The sequence below is a fragment of the Marinomonas sp. SBI8L genome (assembly GCF_001624705.1).
Taxonomy (GTDB): Bacteria; Pseudomonadota; Gammaproteobacteria; order Pseudomonadales; family Marinomonadaceae; genus Marinomonas.
The window spans coordinates 170,970-196,974 of the sequence record NZ_JSEO01000002.1; the positions used below are offsets into that span (position 1 = coordinate 170,970).

Below are 26,005 nucleotides of genomic sequence, written 5' to 3' on the forward strand. Positions count from 1 at the left end.
ATTAAAGTGAAATATAAATAGAGTTTGAGCAAACAAAAAAAGGACGCGAAAGCGTCCTTTTTTTGTTTAATGGTTTTAAACGAACACTGGTCGGCTAACTAAGCCTTGGTGACCAATAACACCCATATGGTTAGGGCATACGTGTTGCCAGCCTTTTGTTGAATGCTCTGAAGGCTCAGAGGCAAGCACTAGATGGCCATCAAAGAGTTTGTAATAAAGACTTGCTGGTTGGTCGTCGTTAGAATAACGAATGGTAGTCAGTTGTTCGCCATCAGAAATAACGGCAGTTAGTCTAAAGGCATCATCGATTTGATTATCAAGCATGATCTTCTCTATTTGCTTGATAGTGATTTGAACCGCTCGCTCAAGATCCTCTTCAAGGCCATTAGCAATTAACAGTAGGAAGATTAGCTCGGAGTCGGTGGCGCCTTTACGTTGATTGTAGAGGTGTTCTGGTATCAATCTGTCTAAATGCCAGCGAATGCTCTCATAGCCCCCAATTTGGCCATTGTGCATAAATAGCCAATTTTTATAGGCGAAAGGGTGGCAGTTTGAACGATTAGTTGCAGTACCTGTAGATGCTCGGACATGAGCAAAGAAAAGTTTGCTTTTGATATGAGCGCTGAGGCTCTTGAGGTTGCAGTCACTCCAAGCTGGCATGATTTCATGATAGAGCCCAGGCTCGCTTCTTTCATCATACCAGCCTAAGCCAAAACCATCTGCGTTCACTGTAACTTGCGACTTCCTTGCGCTTAGGCTTTGGTCTATCAAAGAGTGTTCAGATTCAAATAAAAGAGATTCAAGGTAGATCTCTTCTCCCATGTAAGCAACCCAGCGGCACATTGTTAATCTTCCTCTTTATTTCTTTTAGTTATAAGTATATATCTCGATCCCTGAGATATATTACAGTAAAAACAGCAAGGTTACATTTTGAAATACTCAATTTTGTCACAAAGTTGCTTAGCGAGTTTCGCTACTTTAGCCGCATCATCAGTAATTGTATGAATTGACTGAGTAGACTTAACCGCTATCGCAGCAATGTTACTAACATTGGTGTTTACTTCAGATGTTACGCTCGCTTGTTGCTCTGCCGTTGCTGAGATTCGGTTATTCATATCACGAATCTTAGACACTGAGTTATTAATGCTTTCAAGAGATGTTTCTTCCTCTTTAACTACATCAACAACATTGGTTGAAATAGTATGGCTAGACTGCATTGCTTTAACCGCTTGGCTAGTACCTGATTGTAATTTACTAATCATTTGTTCAATTTGTTGTGTTGCATCCTGGGTGTTTTGCGCCAAGGTTCTTACTTCATCCGCTACCACTGCGAAGCCTCTACCTTGTTCACCTGCACGAGCGGCTTCAATGGCAGCATTTAATGCAAGTAGGTTAGTCTGCTCTGCAATACCCAAAATCACATTTAGAATTTGAGTGATATTGTTGGTATCTTCTTCAAGCTTGTTGATTGTTTGAGCAGCAGTATTAATTTCAGAAGCAAGGTTCTCGATTGAACTAATTGTACCAATAACAATTTTATGGCCTTCATCTGCAGAAAGTGCAGCATCTTGTGCGGCAGAGCTGGCATCAGACGTAGATTCAGAAACATGCATAGCAGTTGACTGAATTTCATTGATTGCTTGCGAAATTAAATCTGTTTCAGACTGTTGCTCTTCAACCATTTTAGATGAGTTCTTAGTCTCTTCATTAAGGTTGTCAGCAGCTTCAGTCAGCATGTGACTAGATAAAGAGACATCATTCAGTATGCTGCTTAATTGTTCAACTAAAGTGTCCATCGCAATTTCAAGCTGACCGATTTCATCTCTTTTAGCAGCAGAGCGCTGGCTTGAACTCTTATGAGTTAAATTACCAGCAGCAATTTCTTTCGCACGATTAACAGATTTCTGTAATGCACTGGAGATATTGCCGACCATCAATAAACTGATCACGATACCAACAGCAATAGCAATAAAAGCAACGATAGAAGAGGTAATTAAATTCTGTTCTAGTTGATCATTTTGCTCTTGGTTTACCTTGGTGACATAAGCATCAATTTTAGCAATGATCTGCTCCATGTCTGTATTTACTGCTTCTAAGCTAGCTTTAGCAGCTTTACGACTACGGTTAGCCTGCATAGTCTTAAGCTTGGTCCACCAACTATAAGTGGTACTACTGGACTCCAAGAAAGCGACTTGGTTCTCTTTAAGTGTATCAATGAGAACAAGCAACTCATCTAGCTCAGTGTTTCTTGGCATAACGCCTAAGATATTGGTTACTTCTACTAGGCTAAGTTCTAATTCGCTTGTGAACTCTTTAAACGCTTCGGCTGAACCTGCAATTTGTTCAACACCATAGCCACTTAATGACTTAGCAATGGAAACCTGAAAATAACCACGCTCAAACTCAACAGATTGTTTAAGAAGTAATTGACGACTTTTTTCTAGGTTTTTAACTAACTCGAGACTGTGCGTTGAAAGGGTATTAAGCTCTTGCGCTACTTTTTTGCTTGAATAAGCAGAGTTGATAGTGAGCGCAATGATAAGAACCGCGAAGAGAGCTACTAATGAGAGGGTCTTCGTTTTAACGGATAAGTCTAACATAGTCATCTTTACCTAAACATTTAATGATTCGTCCCTGTTTTATAATTGATTTTGACCCAGAACATCCTGCTGTACGAGGGTATTTTTACAATCGATTACACTGATCAAGCTAAAGTTTACAGTTAATCAGCAAAAATAAAAGCGAATTTATAGTTATACAAAAATAAATTATTGTGATTAATGTGATTTATATCAGAAGCCTAAGGCAAGTTTAGTTAATAAAATTTTGACTTGCGAATTCATAATGCGAAATAAAATTCGGTTTTGGTGTAAGCAAAATAGTTACTTAATAGCGACAATATTTATGCATTTAAGACATGAACTTAAAGCTAAAAAGGTATCTTAAAGGTGAAGCTTAGGTGGGATAATTGACTTTTAATAGAGTTGAAAAGAGTTTTAAATAAAAACAATAAGAGTGCGATTATGCTCGCACCCTTATATTGAGTAATGAGTTAAACCATAGGTTTAGAATTAACAAATACCTTGTCGCCTTTCGCTTCAAAGAAAAAGCAGTTACGACGATTAGTATGGCAAGCAGGGCCTTTTTGCTCAACTTTAAGCAAAATGCAATCACCATCACAATCAAATGACATAGAAACAAGTGTTTGCCTGTGACCAGAGCTTTCGCCTTTACGCCAGTATGTTTGACGTGAACGTGACCAATAACAAACTTGCCCTGTTTCAAGGGTTTCTCTGATAGAGGCTTCATTCATATAAGCCAACATTAATACTTCGCCCGTATCATGCTGTTGTGCAATGGCAGCAATTAAACCTGCATCATCTTTTTTTAGGTTGCTTAATACTTGATCTAACTCTAATTCAGAACCCTGCGGAAGGGTTTCAAACGCTTTTAAGCTCATACATTTACTACCTTATTGGAAATTGCGCCTTTGCCAATGCCTTCATAGGCATGTACTTCGATATCGTGACCTGGGTTTTCGTTTGCTAGCACCTTAGCTACATGGCTAGAAAGAGATTCAACGGTTGTATCCGTATGTACCATGTAAGTTTGAGAGCTTCTAATAATTAATTCAAAATGACCTTGTTGGCTTTCATAAGCAAAATGATGGAAGCGGTGGCCATCTTCACTAATAATGCCAATTAAATCTTCCTCTGTACCTATGTAAATATCATGCCAGCGTTTAGCCCAATCATTTTCTAATGCTTCGGATTTCTCGCCATCTTTGTATATATCAATAGTTGATCTATGACCATGAGCAATACGCTGGCAATTACCGGCATGCTTTTTAAGGCCGTGGCTATACTGATATTGCGCACCTTCAATCTTTTCTGGTGTGAAAGTAATGCGCACACGAGCAAGATCGGCAGGCAGAATCGCCATGATTTGATCTTCACACCAAGTTGCCGCAGCTTCTGGTGTAATCACATCCATAGGTAATAGACAAAAAGCCTGTTTCGGAGCCGCACAGTAAAAATGGTTTTTACCGCCTTTGTCGAACTCAAATATGTGCTTATCTTCATTGTCAGTATTCATAGACACTGACGTGTTTTGATGGGGGATAGCTAAGCAATGATCTATGTTTTCATCTAACCACTTTTTAATTAGCTTTTTAACGATACTGAAATCGCACACCATACTCTCATCGTTTAAATTACCTTCAAGTAACACATCTGTTTGCCAGCTTTCACCCAAAAGGCCACGATCAGTATCAAACAAAGAAAAGTCAACGTGGGTTAAGTTTTTAACGAAAAGCTTCAAAGGTAACTCCTAGTATGAAGTTGGCAAGGCCGAACAAAGAATAGTTAAATGAATAGGGAATAATCAGCGAGGTATTTTACGCAATAAAAGCCGCTATATCTAATACTTCCTGTACGTATGGTTAGATATTGGATATATAAATTAAATTTATCTATAAAGAAGGGTAAAAATCTTAGCAAAGGGCAAAGCTGACTAATAAGTTGGAACTTATTGATTTATAAGAGAAGTGTCTAAAAAACAAACAAGCTTTAAGTATTTGAAAAATAGTAGAAAAGACTGTTGCCAAATTGAATTAGCTAGGTATAATTCGCTCCAAGGTCAAGCAGAGACCTCCTCAATGGTACTTCTGCTGGTCCTCTCGCAACATGAAGTCGTTAATCTGGTCAGGTCCGGAAGGAAGCAGCCACAGCGATGGATTTGTGTGCCGAGATGCGGCTGGTGGAAGTGCCTCCAATATCTTCGTAATGTTCGTTCAAAACTATATTCAAAATATCTCCTTACTTAATTCTCAAAAATTAGATTTACGTTGCATTATTCCTTTGGTTTTTAAATCTAAAGTTCAAAATTAGCTTTCTACACTCAAAACTCACAATCTTTCTAGCATTTTTAATGCAAATCCACAAAAAATGTATTCTCAATACTACCGTTGTGGTCGAGCGCACAGTGAGAGAGCTAAACGGCGTATCCTGCATAGACCTAGAAGAAGCCGCACCCACCAAGAAACAAATCATCTGTAGCCGATCCTTTGGCGAACGCATTATCGAAAAGCAAGTATTGCGCGAAGCCATCTGTAATAAGTGACTTGTGTTGCCTTCTCATCTGTAAAGAGCAGTTGCGGGGTGAAAAACGCCTCACCAAGGCCATCAGCATCTTCATACGCACCAGTGCCTATACCAAAGGCGAGCCGTATTATTCCAATTCCATGTCCACGGCATTGCCCAACCCAACCGACAATACGAGAGACTTGCTCGAAGTCGCCAACGTATTGCTAGAGCGTATCTGGAAGCCCAGTTTTCGATACACCAAGATGGGTGTGATACTTATGGATTTTTACGAGCAGGGCGCACTACAAACGGATCTTTTTAGGCCCGACTCTGGGAGGACTGCGTCGAAGTCTTTAATGAGCGTGGTGGATAAGATCAAACACAGCGGCCTAGGAAGCGTTTTTTTTGCTTCGCAGGGGATCACACCACAGTGGTCTATGAAACGAGAGCATCTCTCGCCAGCGTACACAACACGGTGGGAGGATTTGAAAGTAGTTAGGTGAATATTTGTTCAGTTTTGGATTGCTGCTAACATCCTCATAGCTAGAAAGGTCTTCAGTTGATAAGTAACCTTTCTTCAAATTAATTAATCAGATGTGACGTTTTGAGTGCGGTGGATAAATCGGACCAAATGAGCGTGCGCATTATTAAGCTGTTATATTCAAAAGGATAAGTTGTGCAAAATCATCTGTTAATAGAGTTCGCTAAAAGAAAACCTTTTCAACAAACACCTGAAATGCCTGAGGGTAGTGAATTTGATCACACTAGAGGAATATGGATGTATGAAAATAAACCATTAGTGAGCCATTCGTCGAAGTTCGGAACACAGGCAACTAAAAAGTGTGATATGGAAACAGGTGAGGATCAGAAAGGAGAATGATTGGAACCTGCCTTATATTATCGAGTATTTACGACTTCTCAGTAGATCTGGTTATTCAAGAGCTAGAAAAAAGAAATACTGATTACTTGCGAATCAACAAAGAGAATCTCCACAATTATGAAATAAAATTAAATCCTGTAACAAAAGAACTACATATTGCATGTGAAGGGATAAATAGAACAATAATAAATGTAAAGTCAATTTGGTTTCGACAAGCTGTATTTTTGAGAAATACTCCTGGCGATGCCTTAAGCCTTGAAGAACAGCTATCTAGATCACAATGGTCAGCTTTTTTAAGAGGTTTAATGGTTTTTGAAGATTCATATTGGATGAATTGGCCTGCAAGTACTTATGCGGCAGAATCAAAACCTTATCAATTGATGATTGCATCAGAAGTTGGGTTTAAAGTTCCAGATACAGAGATTGGGAATAGCTTTAGAGATTCAAAGATATTAAACAGCAAAGTTATAGTGAAATCCTTAGACACTGTATTACTTCGAGAAGGCGATGACTGTTTGTTTACTTACACCTCTGATGTCGAACCGTCGGAACTTACCAACGATCGAATTAGTAGCGCTCCACTAACTGTACAGCAGTATATTCCTGAAAAGACAGATATTAGGGTTACAATTATTGGTGATGACATTTTTGCAGTCAAAATTACATCTAATGGCGCTGGAATAGAAGATGACTGGAGACTCACAAAAAGAGAGCTTATAGAATATACAGATATTGAATTGCCTATTAATTTGATTGAGAAATGTAGGAAATACATGAAGAAGCTAAGTTTAAATTTTGGAGCTCTTGATTTTATTGAGAGCAATGGAAACTATTACTTCATTGAAATTAACCCTACAGGCGAATGGGGCTGGCTTTCTAATGAAGTAAGAAAAATCGAAACATATATTGCAAACGCATTATCACGATGAAATTAATACAGTTTCTTAAACAACTTCTAAGTACCCTTTTTCCATTTATTTATCTATATGGCTTAGAAAAAAGAAAGCTTGCTGAAGCTAATGATTGCTTAGCTGAGGCTAATTCTTTCTTTTATGATTTAGATAGATCGGTGGTCGAGAGTCGACTAAAAGAAGAGCACTTAAGATCAAAGCTTATCGATGATAAAACTTCAAAATTCAATCTTGGTTTAAGTTTATGCCTGACAATAATTGGAGTAGCGGCAACAACGGTTGCTAAATTATTACCTGATCACGAACTAAAACCACTAATAATAGCCTTTTTAAGCATTGCATCTTTATTCATGCTTATTGGTGGTTTAGTTTCTTTATCAGCTTTTAAACTGATGCCTACATACGGATATGGAAGTAGGTTTGAGTACCTGAAATCGCGAAATGAAAGGGTAGAAACAACTAAAGCCCTCATTGGTCAAGAAAATGTCAACTTGATAAAACAAGTTCGTAATGAAGTTGCATACCAATGCCTAAGAAATGGTTTTGTTAGTCTTTTTATTGCACTTATAGTTATAAGTTATACATCTGTACTTAATGCATACGTGACATCTCCAAAGGCAATGTCTTTAATCAGCTATTTAAAATGCTTGTTTAGTTAGCTGGTGATATTTTGAACATAACAAGTCACTTAAAAGGACAAATAACAGTTGGTTTTTGCTCCTTCGTCGCTTATTTTAACCGACTATTATTTGCCTCTTAGTGAGGCGTTAATACTCATGATGATAAAGTGGCTAATTGATTGCTTCTTTTGCCTTACGAAAGCTAAATTTTTGTATGGACAAATGTTAGGTACAGCTCCCACTAAAAACCTGCAAATAACACACTCTATTTTCCGTTTGAATACAGCCTAAGGCTTTTTTCGAAAGGTATGAATAATTATTAAAAAACTATGAATAGAGTGTTAGTTACCGTTTTATAAGAAGAAAAAGCAATCTCTAATAAAGCGGTCTGGATGTTGACCTTAAACCCTCTTAGGTCTACCATTTAAATTCGCTGGCAAAATCCAGCGACGGGGTTTTCACCCCGTTTTATCGATGCGGCCTTAAACACGCCCCGCGTGTTTTTTTGTGGCCGGAGTCCGCTTGTTATGGTGGGTTTTTATTAGGCTAGCCTCGGCTAGGCCGTTTCCTTTGGGCGGTTGTGAAATCCTGATTTAGACCTGCCACCCTTTGAGAATCTCACCTCTTAGAGTGGTCAAATGATCTGACCAAAGGAGGCCATAGATGGCTCATATCACTATCTTCTCAAAACTGATCCGTACTCTCGATGGATTGTATTCCCTTAATGATCTGCATAAAGCTTCTGGTTCTGAAAAGAAGCATGAACCAAATCGCTTTATAAGAATTGAAAAAACTCAGTCATTGATAGCTGAAATCGAGCGATACCCAGAAATGGGCATCGGGGTAAACGCCATTAAAGGTGGCACAAATCAAGGCACTTGGGTCTGCAAAGAACTTGTCTATGCCTACGCTATGTGGATCAGTGCTAAGTTTCACCTTCATGTCATTCGTGCATTCGATCGGCTTGCTCTCTCTTCTGATGCGCTTTCTTGCTCTGAGCTTCCTCACTCTAACCAAAACAATGAAGCGACTAAGACCATGGCGAAGTTGCTTGAAGGGAATATCTTAGCGTTAGCGCAAAAGCGCTCTCAAAATAATACGCTTGTTGAAAATATCAAAATCGGTGAAGAGGTGAATAAGCACCTTGGTGTAAGCAAACTTGATCAGGCAACTCCTGCTCAATTAGAGCAAGGCTTAATCTTCATCCAAACCGCGTTAGAAGGGGAGTACCTAAGCAGGGCAGACAATCCAACCAACGAATACGTCGCGTCAATGGAACGCAGGGTAGCATTGTTGAAAATAAAAGTACGAATATAGAATGAAACTCATCCACTCCCACACCACCGCGATGAAAAGAGACTTCCACGACTCCATCTTCCCAACACTCAAAACAACCAACCACAGATTATACGGCGACGCCCGAGAACACCTAGACATCGCACACATGTACAGCAAAGTTTATTAGCGCGGGTGACCAACAAAAACGCCCCAGAAATGGTGGGGCGTTTTGGTTTGATAATAGATAGTTAGGTGCTTTAATAGACGTCCATTTCATGGCCAGCAAGCGAAATTATAGCATTATGATTAACAAGTATTCGGTATTTTTGATTTCATTCATACTTAGTTTAGGTTTTAGTTATTTAATGATTAAAAAGTTTTTTTTAATTTTCATTATTTTTATATCATTAATATATTCGATCATTTTAATACTTCTACCTAGTAGGCTAATGTATAGGAAAAGCATTATTAATGGTTTGTTTATAGGTTTAATAGCTGGTTTTATATTTATACTATTTTAGTCTTTTTATCGGTAACCTTTAGCAGACAACCCAACCAACGAATACATCGCTTCAATGGAACGCAGAGTGGAGCACTACGAATATAGAATGAAACTCATCCACTCCCACACCACCATAATGAAAAGAGACTTCAATGAAGTCATCTTCCCAACACTCAAAACAACCAACCACAGATTATACGGCTACGCCCGAGAATACCTACACATCGCACACATGTACAGCAAAGTTTATTAGCGCGGGTGATCAACAAAAACGCCCCAGAAATAGTGGGGCGTTTTGGTTTGATAATAGAGAGTTAGGTGCTTTAATAGACGCCAATTTCATGGCTAGCCAGTGAGTTTTCTAAAAGCACCAACTTATTAAGCTGTGCATCAATAACCAAAAAAAAAGAATTAAAAAATGAACACCTCAACGAATTTGATCATAATGTTTGTACTGACGGTAATTATTGCTACCGCTAGTATTATTTTTACGAAAGTAAGTACTGAACAATGTTCTTCCTTTAAATATGCAACACTATCCATTGATGAAGTATTGTTACTTGATGAAGATCGCGTTTTAGTTGGCACTAATTTGTCAATCTTTTGGTCGGATGGTATAGCGGCGGGTATGTGGCTTAACGATGAATTTTTATCAGGCAACATAAAATCATCAATTAAAACTTATTTTGGAATATCCAATTTAACGGCAATAAGTATTTTAAATAGCGTAGGTAAAGATGGATGGGAAGCTTTTAGCCATATTCAGAATACTCCTGAAGATAGACAGTTTACCAATGAATGGTATTTCAAAAAGTGTAATGCAGAGTAGGCATGATTGGCGATGAGTACATCGCCTTATTCGAACGAACGTAATTTAAAAATACTAGAAGGTTCTAACTATGGGGACAAAAGAAGTCACAGCAATAGCAATTAAATTATTAGCCATCTGGTTGTTAATAAACTTAGTGCTTTATATTCCAAGCCTGAGCTTAACTATCAGTTCACTCCAGAGTTACAATGAAAAAATGTTACCGCAAAGCCTCTACTTTGCGATGCTTGCTTCATCTATTTTCATTGGTTCTCTCGCTTCATACTTATTATTTCGAACATCTAATGCTGTACTTCGCTCACTCCCTGAACCCACTAAAGAAAACACAACTGTCATTTCTCAACAGTTTCTCATTCAGCTTGCTGGCGCATTCTTTATTGTCTCAGCACTACAGAGCTTACCCGGAGTAATCATTGCATTAAACAATCAAGAGGTAGGTATTTTCTATGTTTTAGGCTCGCTATTTGAGCTAGGAGTTGGGTTATACTTTTTTATCAAACCTACAGTTTGGGTTCATTGGTTTAATATACTCAGGGGGCGTGCTTAGTTTTTTGATATGTCGAAAACCACAAAATAAGTGAAGAGATTAACCGACATTAGGATCAGAGACGTTTGTGTGAACAACCCATCAAACCGATGAGTACATCGCCTCACTCGAACGCCGCCTCGAAAGCTACGAAACACGGATGAAACTGATGCACTCCCACACCACTATAATGAAAAGAGACTTCCAAGACACCATCTTCCCAACACTCAAAACAACCAACCACAGACTATACGGCGACGCCCGAGAACACCTACACGTCGCACACATGTACAGCAAAGTTTATTAGCGCGGGTGATCAACAAAAACGCCCCAGAAATGGTGGGGCGTTTTGGTTGAGAAGGCGTTATTAGTTGCATGTAAAATCAAATTAACTTGAATAGGTTGATGTAAACGTTTTATTACTCATCTATGAACGATAAGTGAGTCTATTTGTGCTAGACATATACTTTAGTTACTAAGAATTACTTGTTATCCCGTTTGTCTGAACTGTACATTAATTACTTGATCTCATTCCTATTTAAGGCTACTCAAATGAGCATTCGCTTAAAACTGTCTCTTCTTTTAACTCTTCTCTTTGTGTCGTCTATTGGTAACGTTGTTTTTACATATATCGTAGAGTCTTATTGGGAGGAGAAGATGAAATGGGTTAATCACGAACATGAAATAATCCATACTTCAGAAAGTTTTATAAGTAGTTTGATGGATGCTGAGACAGGCCAAAGAGGATACCTTTTAACGGGAGATGTTGATTATTTAGAGCCTTATTATTCAGGTGTTGTCAATGTAGAAGCGACACTTGAAAGGTTGATTGATATGACAAAGAGTCACTTAACTCAGCAAGAGCGTCTGGCCCTTGTTAGTAAGTTAACGAAGCAAAAGCTAGAAAATTTAGAGAAGACGATAGACTTGATGCAGAGTGGAAATCGCGTTGATGCTTTCGCTATTTTTAATACAGGTGCGAATAAAAAAATCATGCTTGAAATTAGAAAGGTGATAACCAAGTTTAGTCATGAAGAGCGTCTGTTGTTAGAGCAACGTAAAGGTGACTTTAGAGAGAGCCGAGCGATGATTACGACGTTGGTCATTATTGAATTTTTTGTTTTTATATTTATGGGGGTAATAACTGCGATCTTTATTAAGGGAAGCTTGTTTAACCCTTTGAAGCTACTTATGAAAAGTACGTCGAAGATGGAAAAAGGCATAAAACAAGATGTATCAGAATTTTTTCCTAATGATGAAATGGGCTATTTGCTTTCTCGCTTTCATAAAATGAGCGAGAAGGTTTTCGAAAAAACTGAAAGCCTGACTTTTAATGCAACACACGACGAGCTAACGGGTTTAAGAAATCGGGTTGATATCCATAATGAGATTAATAATGCCATTATGTATCTTGAAAATACGAACCGTAAATTAGCGATAATTTTTATCGATTTAAATAAGTTCAAAGAACTAAATGATAGCTTAGGTCATGATACTGGCGACTTTGTTCTAAAGGTCGCTTCAGAGCGCCTAGTGGGGGCTGTAAGAGCTAGCGATGTTGTGTTTCGTTATGGTGGGGACGAGTTCATTGTGATGATTAAGCGCTTTGATGAGCTATCTCAAATAGAATCTATCACTTCTAATATCTTAAAAGCATTTGAACCTTCTGTATCATTTCGTGGCAATACTATTGGTATTTCATTAAGTATGGGTGTTGCTATTTCACCAGGTGATTCAATAGATAGCGACGAAATAATTAAGTATGCAGATATTGCCATGTATGAGGCGAAACGTGACGAAGAGACTGATTATAAGCTGTTTGATCGGTCGATGATTAAGTAAGTAGGTAATGCTGAGTTATAAAATCCAATTTTGGTATATGAGATATAAAGATAATTTATACTTCTTAAGTATTCCTTAAGCTTCATCTCTTATCATAAATGCATTGAGAAACACGCATTGATAGATACTGAGTTGGAGTGAAAAGATACAAATGAACCTTAATTGTTGCAAAAACAAACTGCTGAATAGAATACGACGTAATTGGTTTCAGAAAATACTTTATATCAGTGTCTACCAATGTAGGCATTGTAAGAAAAAAGTTAAAATCAAAAAATAACATTATTTATTAAGCAATAGTGATTACTACTTATGAGTATTTTTCTCCATACATAAAGTTCTATCGATAATTAAAAAAGTCTTAGTATTATTAGAACGATTCTTACTAATTCTAAATAACGTTAAGATATTTATTCTATTTGTTATTTTGGTGAATCAAGTTATTTTCTTATTTTAAGTGTGCTGCCACAGTTCGAGCATTTATAAATGCTGGTATAAAACAGTCTTTGAAACCATGTTCTATGAACCTGTGTCAGTTGTCGGTTGTTACAACACTGCATTTTAAACTCCAATTGATCAGGTTTTCATTAATCTTATAACTAAATAATCAAGATGGCTAATGTAAATAATATAATCGTGTATTCTTAATTGTTATAACTAAATACATAATTTGATTTATCTGAAAAACAATCGATAATTAAACTGCTTTAAAACTGAACTATTTTCAAGTTTTTAAGATATCGTAACTTTCTTTTAATCATCATATGTAGGGAAATAATTATGTCATTAGAAAGCACCACGTGGACCTATCCTAGTGAATCTGGCCCGAGCACAACTGTCGTTTTTGGACCAAGTGAGAACTCTTCTGGTAACCCTGGAGGTTACGGCACTACCACAGTTAACTATTCAGGTGCTGGCCCTGTTGTAAATGACATAATGTGGATGGAAGACGGTAAAGGACGCTTTATGTTTCAAGTTAAAGGGTCATCAGACCATGCAAGTATAGAACTTCCAACGGTAACGGGTACTTATACAGGGAGTATTGCCATTGGTTGGGGAAGTAACTTTAATGCTATATGGGGCACTTGGGATGTTGCCATGACTAAACATACTTAATCCTTTCGACTCTTTAGTAACTAAATTAGCAGCCAATAGGCTGCTTTTTTTGGCCTTGAGATAGCTCCATTATTTCTGATATGAATTGGTTAGGTACAAATATTACTAGTAAGGTATTATTTTTAATAAAAAAACTCTATTTACAACCCACAATTTTTTAGTTTTTTGTGAAAAATTATTGATAATTAGATGGTTTTTTTTAAATCTAATGAAAAAAATTAATAAGTACATTATTATGGTGTTAGGTAAATAATGGAGATGCCGTATGAATAATCTAACCGTAATGTTATCAATTTCTTCTTTTTTAATAATTATAGTTTTTATAGTAATTATGAGACATCAAGGAAAAGAAATTGTAATTAAAAGCACGGATCTTGTACTTGCTTTGATTCCTATATTAATTTATTTATTTTTATCGGGACAGATAAAGTCCATAACAGTAGGTGATTTTTCATTAGTGTCTGCATTAAAAAAGGCGAGTCTTATGAAAGTTGAAAAATCAGTAACGCAACTACCTGTAGATATCATACCAGTAGGGGATAAATCAACGTATGAAAAAATTCCCTATCTAATAAAGTCCCAAGTTGTAGGCCTTAAGTTTAAAATGGGTTATGAAGGCTATGATGCTGATCAGATAAAATATTATGTTGAATCACTCGGGAAATATACATTTTTTAAATATCTAATCATTGAAAACGAATCCGGTCACTTTGTGGCTATTAGTAACATTGAAGAGTTTTATAAGCCTTACAATAAAATCGAATCAGAAAACAATGTTGAAAAGCTAATATTAGCTATAGAGTCAAATTCGGTTCACGAATTATTGAAGGTGAGCAATTTTGTTCAAGATAGTATTAATATAAATACTGAAAAACGTGATGCATTGAAAAAGATGCAAATTAATAACACAAAATCACTTCCTGTTGTTGGAAATAGTATGAAACTTATTGGTGTAGTGACCCAAGAAAATTTAGCCGCCAGCTTAGTTGTAGAAATCGCTGATCAAGTTAATAGATAGCTCTCTTTAACAAGTCATTCAAGTGGATACCTCATCAAATGGTGAAGCAGCCACTCGGCTGCTTTTTTTGCTTTAAATAAGCTTATTTTCTTCTAAATAGGTATCGATTAGCTTTAAAAATACTGAAGTAGCATGATTAAATTGCTAAAAAGCCCTTCTATTTTCCGCCTGTATAACGCCCGTGGCTTTTAGTACTAGGTATGAAAACTTATTAATAATCAGTTGTTTAGAGTGCCAATTTTCTTTTTGTAAGAGGAGAAGGAAATCTCAAGAAAATGAGGCGATCTTCAATCTAAAACCGGTCTGCGAAGTATATATTTCTCATTAATATAAGAAAGTGTGAGTTAGGCTTTGTTATTGAGAAAAATAAACATGTAGAATCAACTGTTAATGATCGTACTCAAATGTGATAAGCCAAGGAGGGTCAATTATGCAAGCAGCCTTCCTTGACCAAATACATTAAATGTAGTGTTTTTTGTATGATAAATATATTGTATGAATGAGGCTATGAATTTCAAATTTAGGCTCTAAAAATAAGAGGGAAAAATGCGAGTTTTTATTATTTTTTTGATGTTTTTTGTTTCAATATCATCTTACGCTGACTCTGCAGACGATGGTGTCGTTAGTGAAGTATATGCAGATAATTCTGGAAAATTTGCAATAAAGCTAAGAAATGGATCTTCTAATGCAATTAATGAGTGCTCTTCTTATAATGGATGGATTGGGTCTCATAGTGCTTCGCAAGTATTAATATCAACAATATTGGCTGCAAAGGCAACGAATACAACTATAACAGCGGTTTATTCAGGCTGTGCTCCTGGTGGACATTGGGCCAATCTTATTGCTGTCTATACGAAGTAATGCTAAGTGGCTATTTACACCGGAGTTGTTTTAAGTTGCTTCTGTTTCAGTATATCAATTTAAAGAAAACTGCTGATGCTGGCATTAATGCATATGATTCGAAAGCAGCCAATAGGCTGTTTTTTTTCGACCTGAAAAAATTAAATTTCTTATAAATAGACATATTTTAGGTACAGCTATTACTAATATTATGTGATAAAGACACTCTATTTTCCGCCCGTATCCCGCCCGTGGCTTTTAGTGCTAGGCATGAAAATTTATTAATAATCATTTGGATAGAGTATTAATTGCCGTTTTGTGAATAGAAAAAAATTAAATTGAAGAAATACGCGCGCTAGGCTTGAAACCCTAGGTGTTAGGCGTTGCATTTTCTTCACGCTGTTATGTTTGTGTTTACAGCAACCAACTTTAAAGGGCTCGCAGATTGCGGGCCTTTCTCATTTCTAAGCCCTTCATTCGTGTGGGGCTTATCGTTTCTGGAATGGATGCGATCTATGACGCTTTTTGCCTGATAAGCTTTTGAGGTGGTTGTTTTAAGTATTTGTCGCTCAGCTTATGGCTGAAGCTAGTTTGCTCATTTCACAATTAACTCATTTTATAAGCGATACCATGTTTTATTGTTAAAACGCGCTAGGCGCTCTGTTACCAAATATCCTTACGGAATATTTACGATTGATATACATTGATTATACTGAATGAAGTTCATTTTAACTTTTTCATTTTCAATGGCTTATTGTATCAAGAGACTTAACTATTAATGAAAGCGCTTAACAATCGTATTTTATCCTGTGTTAGTAAACTTGCTGTCCTTTCCTTTATCTCTTTATTTTCGTTAGGTGCCTCTTCGTCTGAGTCAAAAGTGATTGTCTTTGGCTCAAATGAAAAGCTGGTAGAGCAGTATGTTGCTCAATATCTCATTGAGAATATATATGATTCATTGGGGTTACAGTTAGTAGTTGTGCCGCTGCCTCCGGCTAGAGCAAAAAAGTCAAATTTAAACAGAAGGGTTGATGGGGAAATAGCGAGAATTACTCCCTATGGCAATGATAAGCCAAGTCTTACTAGAATTGAGCCAAGTTATTATTATCTAGAAACGGCTGCCTATTGCTTAATTGATTCTGAGTTGAGAATAACAAGCTCGAAAGATCTAGAAGGCTTAACCGTGGCAAGCATTCGCGGTGTTGCTCATTCGGATGCCGCCACAGCAAAGTTGAAAACAGTTCATAAGTTAGATTCAGCCATACAGTTATTTGAATTTTTAAAATTTAAACGAGCTGATGTTGTCATAGACACTGAAATCAACGGAAGAAGAATTTTACTAAAAGATGAATATCGCCCATTTATTAAAAGGTGCGGTGTGTTTAAGCGATTTGAACTTTTTAATTATATAAATGAAAACAGATTAGAAATGCGTCAAAAAGTGTCCAATAAAATTAAAGAGTTACATGATTCTGGTAGGTTAAACGAGCTTATTATAGAGGCTGAAAAGAAGGCCTTGCTGCTTGGTCCAGAACACTTTTAAGTAAACCATTTCAGTAGGATTCAGCTATTTCTATTTCAAGGCCTCGATCTTATGCGAGGCTTTTTCTTTCTTGGGCTTTCTGGTTTCATTAGTGTCAGGTTGGGCGAAATATTTTAATTCAAATTTATTTCATAAAGCGCTATAAATACAAACAATTCTTTAATTAATATTAATAATTGGCTCTCAAAATGAACAATGAACACCTTAAGCTCTTTATCCGTGTCGCTGCGACAAACAACATTAGTTTAGCTGGTAGCGAGCTTGGATTATCTCCTCCTGTGGCAAGCATGCATATTAATAAGCTAGAGGAATCCTTGGGGGTCAAGTTAATTCACCGTACAACACGTAAAGTCTCTTTGACTGAAGAAGGGCGTGAGTTTTTACCTCATGCTGAAGATGTGTTGAATGCAGTTAACAATGCAAAAGCGTCTGTTGGGGCAGGCAGTTTTACGCCTCAAGGTACCATTCGTGCCACTGTTGCATCGTCTTTTGGCCGTATGCATGTCGTGCCTGCTTTAAAAGCCTTTTTATCTTTGCACCCTCAGCTTAAAGTTGATCTTAGGCAAAGTGATAGCATTGTCGACATGGTGGAAGGTGGTTTTGATGTTGCGATTAGAAATGCATCTTTAAATGACTCTAGTCTTGTGGCCAGAAAGCTCGCATCCGATAGACGCATTATATGTGCATCACCTGAATACATTGAAGAATTTGGAGAGCCTAAAACCCCAGAAGCGCTGTTAGAACATAATTGTATTAATTTAATTGGGATTGATTACTGGGAATTTCAAACACCAGAAGGGCATGTGCGGATCAAACCAAAAGGCACTATGAGAATAGATAATGGTGAATCTACAAGGGATACTTGTATTGATGGAGCCGGCATTACAATATCCTCTAAATGGTGTGCTTATAAAGCATTGGAAGAGGGCAAGTTAGTTCAAGTTTTAAAGGACTATCCGCTAGCCACAGATACAGCAATTTGGGCAGTCTATCCCAGCTCTAGGCTATTGGCTCCTAAAGTAAGGGCCTTTATTGATTTTTTTGTCGATTATTATGGTGAAGTTCCATATTGGGAAAGTTAACGTTTTATGTGCTCAGCCATTAATCATTCGTTTGATAATATAAATTAGAGCTTTATTATCAATAAAAAGTGAATACTGTCTTATCATTCATGTCATTTATCAATAACACTAGATATAATAAATTATTCTCCCATAAGATCTAACAAAGTTAGTTCACTTTTTATTTGGAGAGAATGAGATGACCAAGACAACTACTTTAAATTTAAATGAGACATCTAGCCGGCTAGTTGAAGCACGTGAATTAGCACTACCATCGCGTCAAGAAATGCTGAGCCGTTCGCCATCGGTTGAGCGCTTTTGGGATAAAAACCGAGATTTATTAGTCGATGCGTGGAAAGAGTGGGAAGAATCAAGCAAAGCGCAATTAATCGCGCTTGATGACTCAGTGATTGATAAAAACTTACGTGATGCTGTCAATCAGGCTTGGGTTGATCCTACTACTGAATCCAATGTTAGTGACTTATGGAACGAGGTGGCACCAGGCGTATTTCAAGCTCAGTTCTTTGATAAAGAGCAAGTTGCTATTTTAAGAGAGTTCCTAGAAGAAGTTGCTAATGCAAATATTCCTTTAAGACCCCCTTATGGTATTTCTCTTAATCGCTATGGCGCTATGCTTGACCCACGATCAGATGGTTATTTAGCTGCACCTGAGTTCCAAGCCTTTTATAATCAGCTACTTGATAAGTATATGAGGCCTGTAGCCCGTATGCTTTTCCCAGAAGTGATGGGGTATGACAGCCAAACCTTTGGTTTTTCAATAAAGTGGCAAGCAGGAATGGATACTTCACTTCGTTTACATACCGATGCGTCAGCTGTGACAATGAATATTAATATGAACTTAGAAGGCGAAGCCTTTACAGGTTCTGAGGTGGATTTTTATGATCCAAGTACAGGTAAATTGAATCGTTTATCGTTTGAGCCTGGTACAGCAATGATTCACCGAGGCAATGTGGCTCATGCCGCTCAGCCTATTACAAGTGGTGAGCGTTCTAATATGGTGCTTTGGTTGTATGGTAATTCGATGCAAGTGCCACAAGCTTCTAAGCAAACTAATACAATTGATGCGGCTAAACGTTGGACAACACCTACTGAGAAAAAAGATAGCTATGCTCCGTTCTAGTTAGCTCAGTTCAAAGTGTTAATTTTAAAAGCAGCTTTATAAACATAAAGCTGCTTTATTGTTTTTAAAGATACTCTCTTTAAAGCAATCAGATCAAAACGCACTCATTTATCCGTACAATATTGTGTTAACTCGATGTAGAAGGCTAGATTTAAGCTTATTAAAAACTTAAATAGGGCATGGGTTAGAAACTAGTTTCCCCAGATGTTAAATGGATCTTAAAGAGGGTTAGATTCTGAAGAGTCGTTCGACGTTTCAATCGGGGGAATAGTTGGAAATGATGTGATTATGTTTAGATAATCACATCACTGAATCGCTATTAATTTAACTAGATTAAAGCTCTGGATTTTTAGCTGTCCATGCTTTATCAAGCGCCGCTAGGTTTTCATTGTTATCCAGTTTCATCACTTCTTCTAACTGAGCGTGGTGCTTTTTATAAAGCGAAATATAGCTATCTTCCTCACAGCGCTTTTTGTAGAGCTCAGGAAGTATTTCGGCATCTTTTTTACGAAATATTTGCTTTAGCCTATGAACTTCATAAGGATCCATGCCCAATTGTTTTATCGCAGACTCACCCATATTTAAAGCTGTTCCAAAGGTTGCAGAATAAATATCAGTTACCCCTAAATCCATGAACTCAAAGGTGGACTCTCTGTCTTTAGCATTAAGTACGATTTTAAGGTGAGGGTAGTGTTTCTTTGTCAGTTCAACGAGATGTTTAACTAGCACAATATCGCTAAAACTAATGATTAAAATCTCTGCATTTGCAGCACCGGCAGATTCTAATAAATCTAACCTTGTCGCATCACCGTAATAGACTTCAAACCCTAACTTTCTTAGCACTTCTACATTGTTAGCATCGTAATCTAAAATAGTGGGTTTTATACCTGCTGATAATAGAAAGCGGCCAATATCTGTGCCTAACCGTCCAAAGCCAGCAAGAATTACTTTGTGATCGCTTTTATCGATGACATCTTCTTCAATATCATTTTGTGTATCTAAGTCGTCTTTGTTCATTTTGTCGTGTAAAACAAACAAGATTGGCGCTAAGAACATAGAAATAGCAACAGCAGATATAAGAGGTTCAATAATATCTATTGGAAGTACGCCGCTGCTTTTAGTGAGTTGAAAGAGAACAAAGGCAAATTCACCACCTTGTGCTAGCGCGATAGCAAACAGTGGTCTTTCTTTGGGGCTAATACGGAAAACTAAGCCTATAGTAATTAATACTAGCCATTTAATGGTAATTAAAGCCAAGGTTAAGCCAAGAATTAATGCAATATTATTGCTGATCAGTGTGAAGTTTAAACTTGCTCCGATCGATATAAAAAATATACCAAGTAATAATCCTTTAAATGGTTCGATGTCACTTTCAAGTTCATGTCGAAATTCACTATCTGCGAGCACGACTCCCGCTAAAAAAGCGCCTAACGCTGGAGAAAGCCCAACTGTCATCATCAATAGTGAGGTACCAATAACAAGCGATAGGGCGGCAGCAACGAAAATCTCTCTCACCCCTGTTTTGGCAATAGCACGGAATACAGGGCGGCAGGCATATTTACCTAAAACAAGGACGAGCATGATTGCTGCTAGAGTCACAATGACTTGCATGTAATTAGGTAAAACACTGATATCGACAAGGACCGATGAATGATGATCTCCCCCTAAAACAGCTAATGTAGCAAGTAAGGGAATAATGGCTAACATAGGGATAACAGCTAAATCTTGAAAGAGTAAAACAGCAAATACAGACTGGCCTGCTTCTGTTTTCATCTTGCCTTTTTCTTGTAGTGTCTGTAATACGATGGCTGTGGAGGATAGAGATAATATCAAACCAATTGCCAAGGCTTGTTGCCAAGGTAAAAAGAGCAAGCTTACTGCAGTGATAATGGCACTTGTAACGATAACTTGCGTTCCGCCAAAGCCTAAAATAGGTGTTTTTAACTGCCATAATAATGAGGGTTTTAACTCTAAACCCACAAGAAATAGCATCATGACCACACCAAACTCGGTAAAGTGCATGATCTCTTCAATGTCATGAATTAGAGAAGCACCAAATGGCCCTATGATTATGCCAGCAATTAAATAGCCTAATACCGAGCCAAGCCCCAGTTTTTTTGCAATAGGTACGGATATCGCGGCAGCGGTTAAAAAGATGAAAAATTGCAGTAGAAAGGCTTCCATCTTAATGCTCCTGAATTAGCTGATTGAGGTTTGTATTTAGCCGTTCTAATTGTTTGGCTTCTTCTAAGTTAATTAGAGTGTCTCTAAGTGCTGTAATTGTTTGCTTATAATCTAAGGCGTACTCGTTTGTTTTCTCTGTACCAAGGCCTCTGTGTACACCAGTAACAGCAAAAGGAGGAAGCCAAATAAGGCCGCATAATTTAGCAGTGGCCTGTAGAGGAAACGTGAGTTCTTTTAAGGTAAATTGGTTGTAGCCATCTGCTTGATATGAGGAGCCATCACCACCTGTTGATAGTGCTTGAAGAATTACTTTACCTGTAAGGGCTTTGCCATTAGAGCCATAAGCCCAGCCGTGCTCTAGAACTAAATCCATCCATTCTTTTACAATGGCTGGGGAGGAGTACCAATAAAAAGGGTGCTGGAAAATAATAATATCGTGCGCTTCACATAGCTGTTTCTCACGCTCTATATCAATCATAAAGTCAGGGTAGTTGGCATATAAATCATTAACTGTGACACCTTCAAGCCCTGTAACGGCTTTTAGTAACGCTTTATTTACTTTTGAACGAGACTTTGCTGGATGAGCAAAGTTTACTAATACCTTTTTCATAGGGTCATTCACCTAATTCTGTTACGCATCTTATTAAGTCTCTTGTCCATTAAACTGAGCCAGTATCCATAAAATTTTTTGCTTTTCTTCCTAGAGCACTTTTTAGAATAGAAAAAAGAGGCATAGAAAAATCGCTCTCTATGCCTCATAGAAACTTAAGAATTTAATTTATAAAGATTGAGCTTCTTACATCTTTTTCACTAGGTTTAAGATGTATGCGAGCACTCGATCCAGAGCGTTAACTAGTTAATTTCTTGAACTTTCATAACGAGTTCATTCCAGTTACGTTGGTTTTCAATATCGTGTTCTAGGCCTTGCTCATCCGCGATGGTGAAGCGTTTAATTGCCGCTGTTTTACTTGTTGCTTGATATAGCCAATAAGCTTCAGCTTTAAGTGCTTCATTAATAGGCTTATCAATAGACTCATACACGGCTTGTTTGCAGGCATTGATGGATTCTGCTGGAAATTGAGAGATACGCTTTGCTAGATTTTCAACGTATGGGCCGATTTCATCTGCGTCAAAGGCTTTGTTGATTGTGCCGTAAGCTTCAGCTTCATCTGCATCAAAATCACGGGCACTTAGAATAATTTCAAGAGCTCTACCTAAACCAACTTGTCTAGCCATACGAGATGCGCCTCCACCACAAGGTAGAATCCCCATGCCGACTTCCATTTGCATTAGTTTGTATTTATCTCGTGCTGCAAATCTCATGTCTAGCGCTAAGGCAAGTTCATGGCCACCACCACGAGCAAAACCTTCTAGTTTAGCTATGGTTGCTTGAGGCACTTTACTGATGCGCTCACAGATAGATTGTAGGTCGAGTAACTGAGCGTCTTCTCTTGATACTGCTTCTTCAGACATGTCTTTCAGTAGTTCAGTATCATAATGACATACCCAAATTTCAGGGTTAGCAGATTGAAACACGACCACTTTCGTATTGCGATCTCGCTCTAGTCGCATAGCAAGACTGTTAAGGTCGGCAAGCATTTCTTGACCTTGTACATTCACTGAGCCGAAGTTAAATGTCACTGTCAAAATACCTTCATTTTGCTCAGTTGTGAAAGTTTGAAAACCTTCATATTTCATAATCATTTCTCCAGTAATAGCATTCAATATAAGAAACACAAATTGATAGTTTGCTTATCAACAGTGTGTTCCACATACTAAATTATTAATGGGAAATTTATTATTGAGCATAAATATTAAACAGATTTAATATTTTTTTAATAATTGTTGTTTATGATGAATGTAATAGACTGAGATGCTCTCTTTCATAACTAGCGTAGCTGTTATCAGCAGCTATGAATGTAAACAGGCTAAGATAGCTCTGCTTAGCCTATTAAACTTTATAAATGAGCTAAAGAAATCTAAGCTGATTGTATTGCTTACATTTAAATGTCCAATAAAACTGGAAAACTAATGACGGTTCGATACCTTCAAAGACTCTGTTTAACTCTATCTTTACTCTTAGTGCAAAGTAGCTTTGCTGAGGAGGCTCTTCAAGAGCTCTTAGTCGTGAGACCTGATGGTTCTTGGCCACCACATGAAATGTATGTAAATGGCGAATTGACTGGGTTTCATATCGAGTTAGTGCAAAAGGTTGCGAGCACAATACCCCTTAAACTTAAGTTTGAAAGCTTACCTTGGAAACGAGCTATCGAAATGCTTAAAAAAGGGGATGCAGACGCCATAACATACATGGGCAAGACAAGTGAGCGAGAGGCGTTTGGCTACTTCTATGATGGAAATGTCATTTCTAAAGCGACTGTTGGATTTTTCATTGAGAAAAAGTATTTAAATAATATTCACTTTTCTGGCGAATTAAGTTCTTTAAGGCCTTATTCGATTGGCACTGTGCTGGGGTTCTCTTATCAAGAAGAGTTTGATCAGATGACTTCATTAAACAAGATTAATATTGCTGAAAATGAAGAAAACCTATTAAAAATGTTGTTGGCAGGCCGTATGCAAATGGCAATTGGTCATGTTGGTGATATTGGCTATCATGCCAAGCGTATTGGTGTTGCGAATCAGGTAATATTTTTAAAACCCTATTTAACTGAAGGGAGGGAGCATTACATAGTGTTTGCCAAGGCCAAAGGCCATAACCAATTAGCTAAAACCTTTTCAGAGGCAATGAAAGCGTTTAAATCAACGCCAGAATATCTAGCGCTACAGCAAAAATATGGACTTGATGATAAGTAGCCTATTGGCTTTAACTGAATCTTTAAATCGTATTTAAGTTTTGTAGAGGGATGTGGCTCTTTTCAACACACGACTTCATCACCACAAAGCTAAAGTATTTTTTGATACCTATGTCTTTATCAATGAGACTTTCCATGAGCTCTTGATAGTCTGCAATATTTTTTGTCACAAATTTAATCAGGTAATCATAGCCGGCTGAGATTAGATGGCACTCTATAACTTGGCTTAATTTTGCAACTTCATTTTGAAATCTTAAAGTATCATGCGGGTGGTGGCTTTTAAGGGTTACCTCAGCAAAAACAGTGACGTAGTCGCCTAGTTTTTCTAAGGCAATTTCAGCTGAATAACTTTTGATATAACCGTATTTATCAAGTTTTTTTACACGCTGTAGGCAAGGGCTAGGTGACAGAGAGACACGCTCGGCTAGCTCTGTATTGGTTATGCGACCATTTACTTGTAACTCTTGTAGGATTTTTAAATCTGTTCTATCAAGTTTGAGCATGACCTTAAAGCCTGTAAGTAAATATATCGATGTATTCTAGTAATGATGATGTAGATTAAATTTAGGCAGCAGTATATTCTGCTGATTTTTTAAATGCAAATAGTTATCATTTGATAAGTTGTTTTAATGCCTTATCTAGAACAAGAAGTGCAGAAATAAGTGGTTTTTGTCCTTTATTAGAATTATGAATGAAAACCTTTGCTAGTTCCTAAAGCTTAAATAGATTGTTTCATTGTTTAAGGCAGCATAATATTTTGCATAAATATGTTAGCTATTTTGAAGCCAAGTTAACCCAGTGCTTGACTCGCTAAGCCGATGGTATGGATGTCACTCTTAGGAATAGGTAGGTTACCACGAACCATTTTTGTGGCTGTTTCATGTAAATTTAGGCCTGTACTTTTTATAAAGTCTTTAAAAACGCCTGAGTCTAAATAGGTATCTATTCTTACGAACTCATCTTTAAGGTTATTTAAAAGAGGGCTTACGAGTTCAATCGCCTGTTCTTGGCTTTTCGCGATAATAGGCCCAATGACATAGCCGCGGCCAAACTTTCGACAAAGAGCAAACCCAGTTATTTCACCATTATGTCGAATTAATCTACCTTGTGAGTTTGCTAAAAGTTGCGAGATGATTCCATCACGTGAGAACCCCATTGCTGCATTATCAAGCTGTTTAATCTCATCATGATCTAAAACCTGTATTTCTTCTGAACAACGCGAAGTACTCGGTAAATGCTTAACATAGCCGTTATGGTGGTAAACATTTTGAATAACCTTAAAATCCAAACTTAAACAAAGGGGAAGAGAGTCTCTTGTGGCTACTAATAAAACATTACGATTACCAATTTGGTTTTGAACATGTTCGGCAAGCCAGCGGCCAGCGCCAAGGGCTTGTAATCTAGGGGAGGAGATTCCCATGCCGACACTGGCAAAATTTTCATCATAGGAAAACCACATCATTGAAGAGACGAGCCTTCCTATCAAGTCATGAATAACAAAACCTTCGCCTAACTTTAGAAGCTCTGCCCAGTCTGCATCTCTATGTGGCCAACGTACTGAAAGGGATAGTTCGTGTAATTTTGGAATGTCATTCAACTGCATCTTTGCAATTTTAACTTCATATTCATTTAGTAATTTATCTTTAGATAGCATTGAATGACAGTCTCCGAAGCCCAGCTATTATTTTTGTATCAGCATTTTGACAGCATTATATATCAACAACTTATGTTTTTCTGCTGATTGAAAATAAGAATCAGTATCATTGTTCGTAAACTGAGTGGCATTCAAAATAATCTGCTGTTGGGAATGATTATTATTA

26 protein-coding genes and 1 other RNA gene are annotated in these 26,005 nt (G+C 37.4%); 18 read left to right on the top strand and 9 right to left on the bottom strand.

Annotation, left to right across the window (positions count from 1 at the left end; genetic code table 11):
* Nucleotides 1-75 precede the first annotated feature (75 nt).
* The 4 genes from OA91_RS02890 to OA91_RS02905 form a co-directional block, all read right to left on the bottom strand.
* Entirely contained in the window at nucleotides 76-843 is a 768-nt protein-coding gene (locus OA91_RS02890; RefSeq protein WP_046017266.1) for a class II glutamine amidotransferase, read from the bottom strand.
* Nucleotides 844-923: 80 nt separating this feature from the next.
* On the bottom strand, nucleotides 924-2,600 hold the full coding sequence (locus OA91_RS02895; protein ID WP_046017267.1) for a methyl-accepting chemotaxis protein: 1,677 nt from the start codon (nucleotides 2,598-2,600) through the stop codon (nucleotides 924-926).
* 452 nt (nucleotides 2,601-3,052) lie between these two features.
* Entirely contained in the window at nucleotides 3,053-3,460 is a 408-nt protein-coding gene (gene hisI / locus OA91_RS02900) for a phosphoribosyl-AMP cyclohydrolase (RefSeq protein ID WP_063337075.1), read from the bottom strand.
* Entirely contained in the window at nucleotides 3,457-4,320 is an 864-nt protein-coding gene (locus tag OA91_RS02905; protein WP_063337076.1) for a 6-carboxytetrahydropterin synthase, read from the bottom strand. The genes hisI and OA91_RS02905 overlap by 4 nt, the downstream gene beginning before the upstream one ends.
* Before the next feature lie 347 nt (nucleotides 4,321-4,667).
* On the opposite strand from OA91_RS02905, the gene ffs reads away from it, so the two are divergent.
* The 17 genes from ffs (at nucleotide 4,668) to OA91_RS02985 (ending at nucleotide 19,188) form a co-directional block, all read left to right on the top strand.
* Nucleotides 4,668-4,764, top strand: an RNA gene (gene ffs, locus OA91_RS02910) — signal recognition particle sRNA small type.
* Between the two features lie 165 nt (nucleotides 4,765-4,929).
* Nucleotides 4,930-5,121, top strand: a complete 192-nt coding sequence (locus OA91_RS24535; RefSeq protein ID WP_231870299.1) for a hypothetical protein — start codon at nucleotides 4,930-4,932, stop codon at nucleotides 5,119-5,121.
* Nucleotides 5,122-5,152: 31 nt separating this feature from the next.
* Complete coding sequence (locus OA91_RS23990) at nucleotides 5,153-5,587, top strand: DUF4113 domain-containing protein (protein WP_231870300.1); 435 nt, start codon at nucleotides 5,153-5,155, stop codon at nucleotides 5,585-5,587.
* Nucleotides 5,588-5,760: 173 nt separating this feature from the next.
* Nucleotides 5,761-5,964, top strand: a complete 204-nt coding sequence (locus tag OA91_RS02920) for a hypothetical protein (RefSeq protein WP_063337078.1) — start codon at nucleotides 5,761-5,763, stop codon at nucleotides 5,962-5,964.
* Nucleotides 5,961-6,893 carry a hypothetical protein gene (locus OA91_RS02925; RefSeq protein ID WP_063337079.1) on the top strand — a complete coding sequence of 311 codons (933 nt, stop codon included), beginning with the start codon at nucleotides 5,961-5,963 and terminating at the stop codon, nucleotides 6,891-6,893. Before OA91_RS02920 ends, OA91_RS02925 begins: the two co-directional genes overlap by 4 nt.
* Complete coding sequence (locus OA91_RS02930; protein WP_063337080.1) at nucleotides 6,890-7,534, top strand: hypothetical protein; 645 nt, start codon at nucleotides 6,890-6,892, stop codon at nucleotides 7,532-7,534. The genes OA91_RS02925 and OA91_RS02930 overlap by 4 nt, the downstream gene beginning before the upstream one ends.
* A gap of 624 nt (nucleotides 7,535-8,158) precedes the next feature.
* Nucleotides 8,159-8,812 (top strand): KilA-N domain-containing protein, encoded by a 654-nt coding sequence (locus tag OA91_RS02935; RefSeq protein WP_063337081.1) that lies wholly within the window; start codon nucleotides 8,159-8,161, stop codon nucleotides 8,810-8,812.
* Nucleotides 8,813-9,427: 615 nt separating this feature from the next.
* Nucleotides 9,428-9,631, top strand: a complete 204-nt coding sequence (locus OA91_RS02940; protein ID WP_063337082.1) for a hypothetical protein — start codon at nucleotides 9,428-9,430, stop codon at nucleotides 9,629-9,631.
* A gap of 62 nt (nucleotides 9,632-9,693) precedes the next feature.
* Nucleotides 9,694-10,104, top strand: coding sequence for a hypothetical protein (locus OA91_RS02945; protein WP_063337083.1), 411 nt, complete (start codon nucleotides 9,694-9,696; stop codon nucleotides 10,102-10,104).
* A 70-nt stretch (nucleotides 10,105-10,174) separates the two neighbouring features.
* Nucleotides 10,175-10,651: a hypothetical protein gene (locus tag OA91_RS02950; RefSeq protein WP_063337084.1), complete on the top strand. Its 477-nt coding sequence runs from the start codon at nucleotides 10,175-10,177 to the stop codon at nucleotides 10,649-10,651.
* A 636-nt stretch (nucleotides 10,652-11,287) separates the two neighbouring features.
* Nucleotides 11,288-12,472, top strand: a complete 1,185-nt coding sequence (locus OA91_RS02955) for a diguanylate cyclase domain-containing protein (RefSeq protein ID WP_197477722.1) — start codon at nucleotides 11,288-11,290, stop codon at nucleotides 12,470-12,472.
* Between the two features lie 777 nt (nucleotides 12,473-13,249).
* The gene (locus OA91_RS02960; RefSeq protein WP_063337086.1) at nucleotides 13,250-13,585 is read left to right on the top strand and encodes a hypothetical protein; all 336 of its coding nucleotides are present in this window, start codon (nucleotides 13,250-13,252) and stop codon (nucleotides 13,583-13,585) included.
* A 265-nt stretch (nucleotides 13,586-13,850) separates the two neighbouring features.
* A complete protein-coding gene (locus tag OA91_RS02965; RefSeq protein WP_063337087.1) occupies nucleotides 13,851-14,603 on the top strand; it encodes a CBS domain-containing protein in 753 nt (250 codons plus the stop codon).
* Nucleotides 14,604-15,149: 546 nt separating this feature from the next.
* The gene (locus OA91_RS02970) at nucleotides 15,150-15,464 is read left to right on the top strand and encodes a hypothetical protein (RefSeq protein WP_063337088.1); all 315 of its coding nucleotides are present in this window, start codon (nucleotides 15,150-15,152) and stop codon (nucleotides 15,462-15,464) included.
* A gap of 859 nt (nucleotides 15,465-16,323) precedes the next feature.
* Entirely contained in the window at nucleotides 16,324-16,986 is a 663-nt protein-coding gene (locus OA91_RS02975; RefSeq protein WP_197477724.1) for a substrate-binding periplasmic protein, read from the top strand.
* Between the two features lie 188 nt (nucleotides 16,987-17,174).
* Entirely contained in the window at nucleotides 17,175-18,068 is an 894-nt protein-coding gene (locus OA91_RS02980) for a LysR family transcriptional regulator (RefSeq protein WP_063337090.1), read from the top strand.
* Nucleotides 18,069-18,246: 178 nt separating this feature from the next.
* The gene (locus OA91_RS02985; protein WP_063337091.1) at nucleotides 18,247-19,188 is read left to right on the top strand and encodes a hypothetical protein; all 942 of its coding nucleotides are present in this window, start codon (nucleotides 18,247-18,249) and stop codon (nucleotides 19,186-19,188) included.
* A gap of 333 nt (nucleotides 19,189-19,521) precedes the next feature.
* On the opposite strand, the gene OA91_RS02990 is transcribed toward OA91_RS02985, so the two are convergent.
* The 3 genes from OA91_RS02990 to OA91_RS03000 form a co-directional block, all read right to left on the bottom strand.
* Complete coding sequence (locus tag OA91_RS02990; protein ID WP_063337092.1) at nucleotides 19,522-21,372, bottom strand: monovalent cation:proton antiporter-2 (CPA2) family protein; 1,851 nt, start codon at nucleotides 21,370-21,372, stop codon at nucleotides 19,522-19,524.
* Nucleotide 21,373: 1 nt separating this feature from the next.
* Complete coding sequence (locus OA91_RS02995; protein WP_063337093.1) at nucleotides 21,374-21,982, bottom strand: NAD(P)H-dependent oxidoreductase; 609 nt, start codon at nucleotides 21,980-21,982, stop codon at nucleotides 21,374-21,376.
* A 242-nt stretch (nucleotides 21,983-22,224) separates the two neighbouring features.
* Nucleotides 22,225-23,070 (bottom strand): enoyl-CoA hydratase/isomerase family protein, encoded by an 846-nt coding sequence (locus OA91_RS03000; RefSeq protein ID WP_063337094.1) that lies wholly within the window; start codon nucleotides 23,068-23,070, stop codon nucleotides 22,225-22,227.
* Between the two features lie 333 nt (nucleotides 23,071-23,403).
* On the opposite strand from OA91_RS03000, the gene OA91_RS03005 reads away from it, so the two are divergent.
* Entirely contained in the window at nucleotides 23,404-24,186 is a 783-nt protein-coding gene (locus OA91_RS03005; RefSeq protein WP_063337095.1) for a substrate-binding periplasmic protein, read from the top strand.
* A 22-nt stretch (nucleotides 24,187-24,208) separates the two neighbouring features.
* Here the strand turns inward: OA91_RS03005 and OA91_RS03010 are convergent, their stop codons facing one another.
* Together OA91_RS03010 and OA91_RS03015 are read right to left on the bottom strand one after the other, a co-directional pair.
* On the bottom strand, nucleotides 24,209-24,688 hold the full coding sequence (locus tag OA91_RS03010; protein WP_063337096.1) for an Lrp/AsnC family transcriptional regulator: 480 nt from the start codon (nucleotides 24,686-24,688) through the stop codon (nucleotides 24,209-24,211).
* Nucleotides 24,689-24,975: 287 nt separating this feature from the next.
* Nucleotides 24,976-25,839 carry a hypothetical protein gene (locus OA91_RS03015; protein ID WP_063337097.1) on the bottom strand — a complete coding sequence of 288 codons (864 nt, stop codon included), beginning with the start codon at nucleotides 25,837-25,839 and terminating at the stop codon, nucleotides 24,976-24,978.
* Between the last annotated feature and the right edge of the window lie 166 nt (nucleotides 25,840-26,005).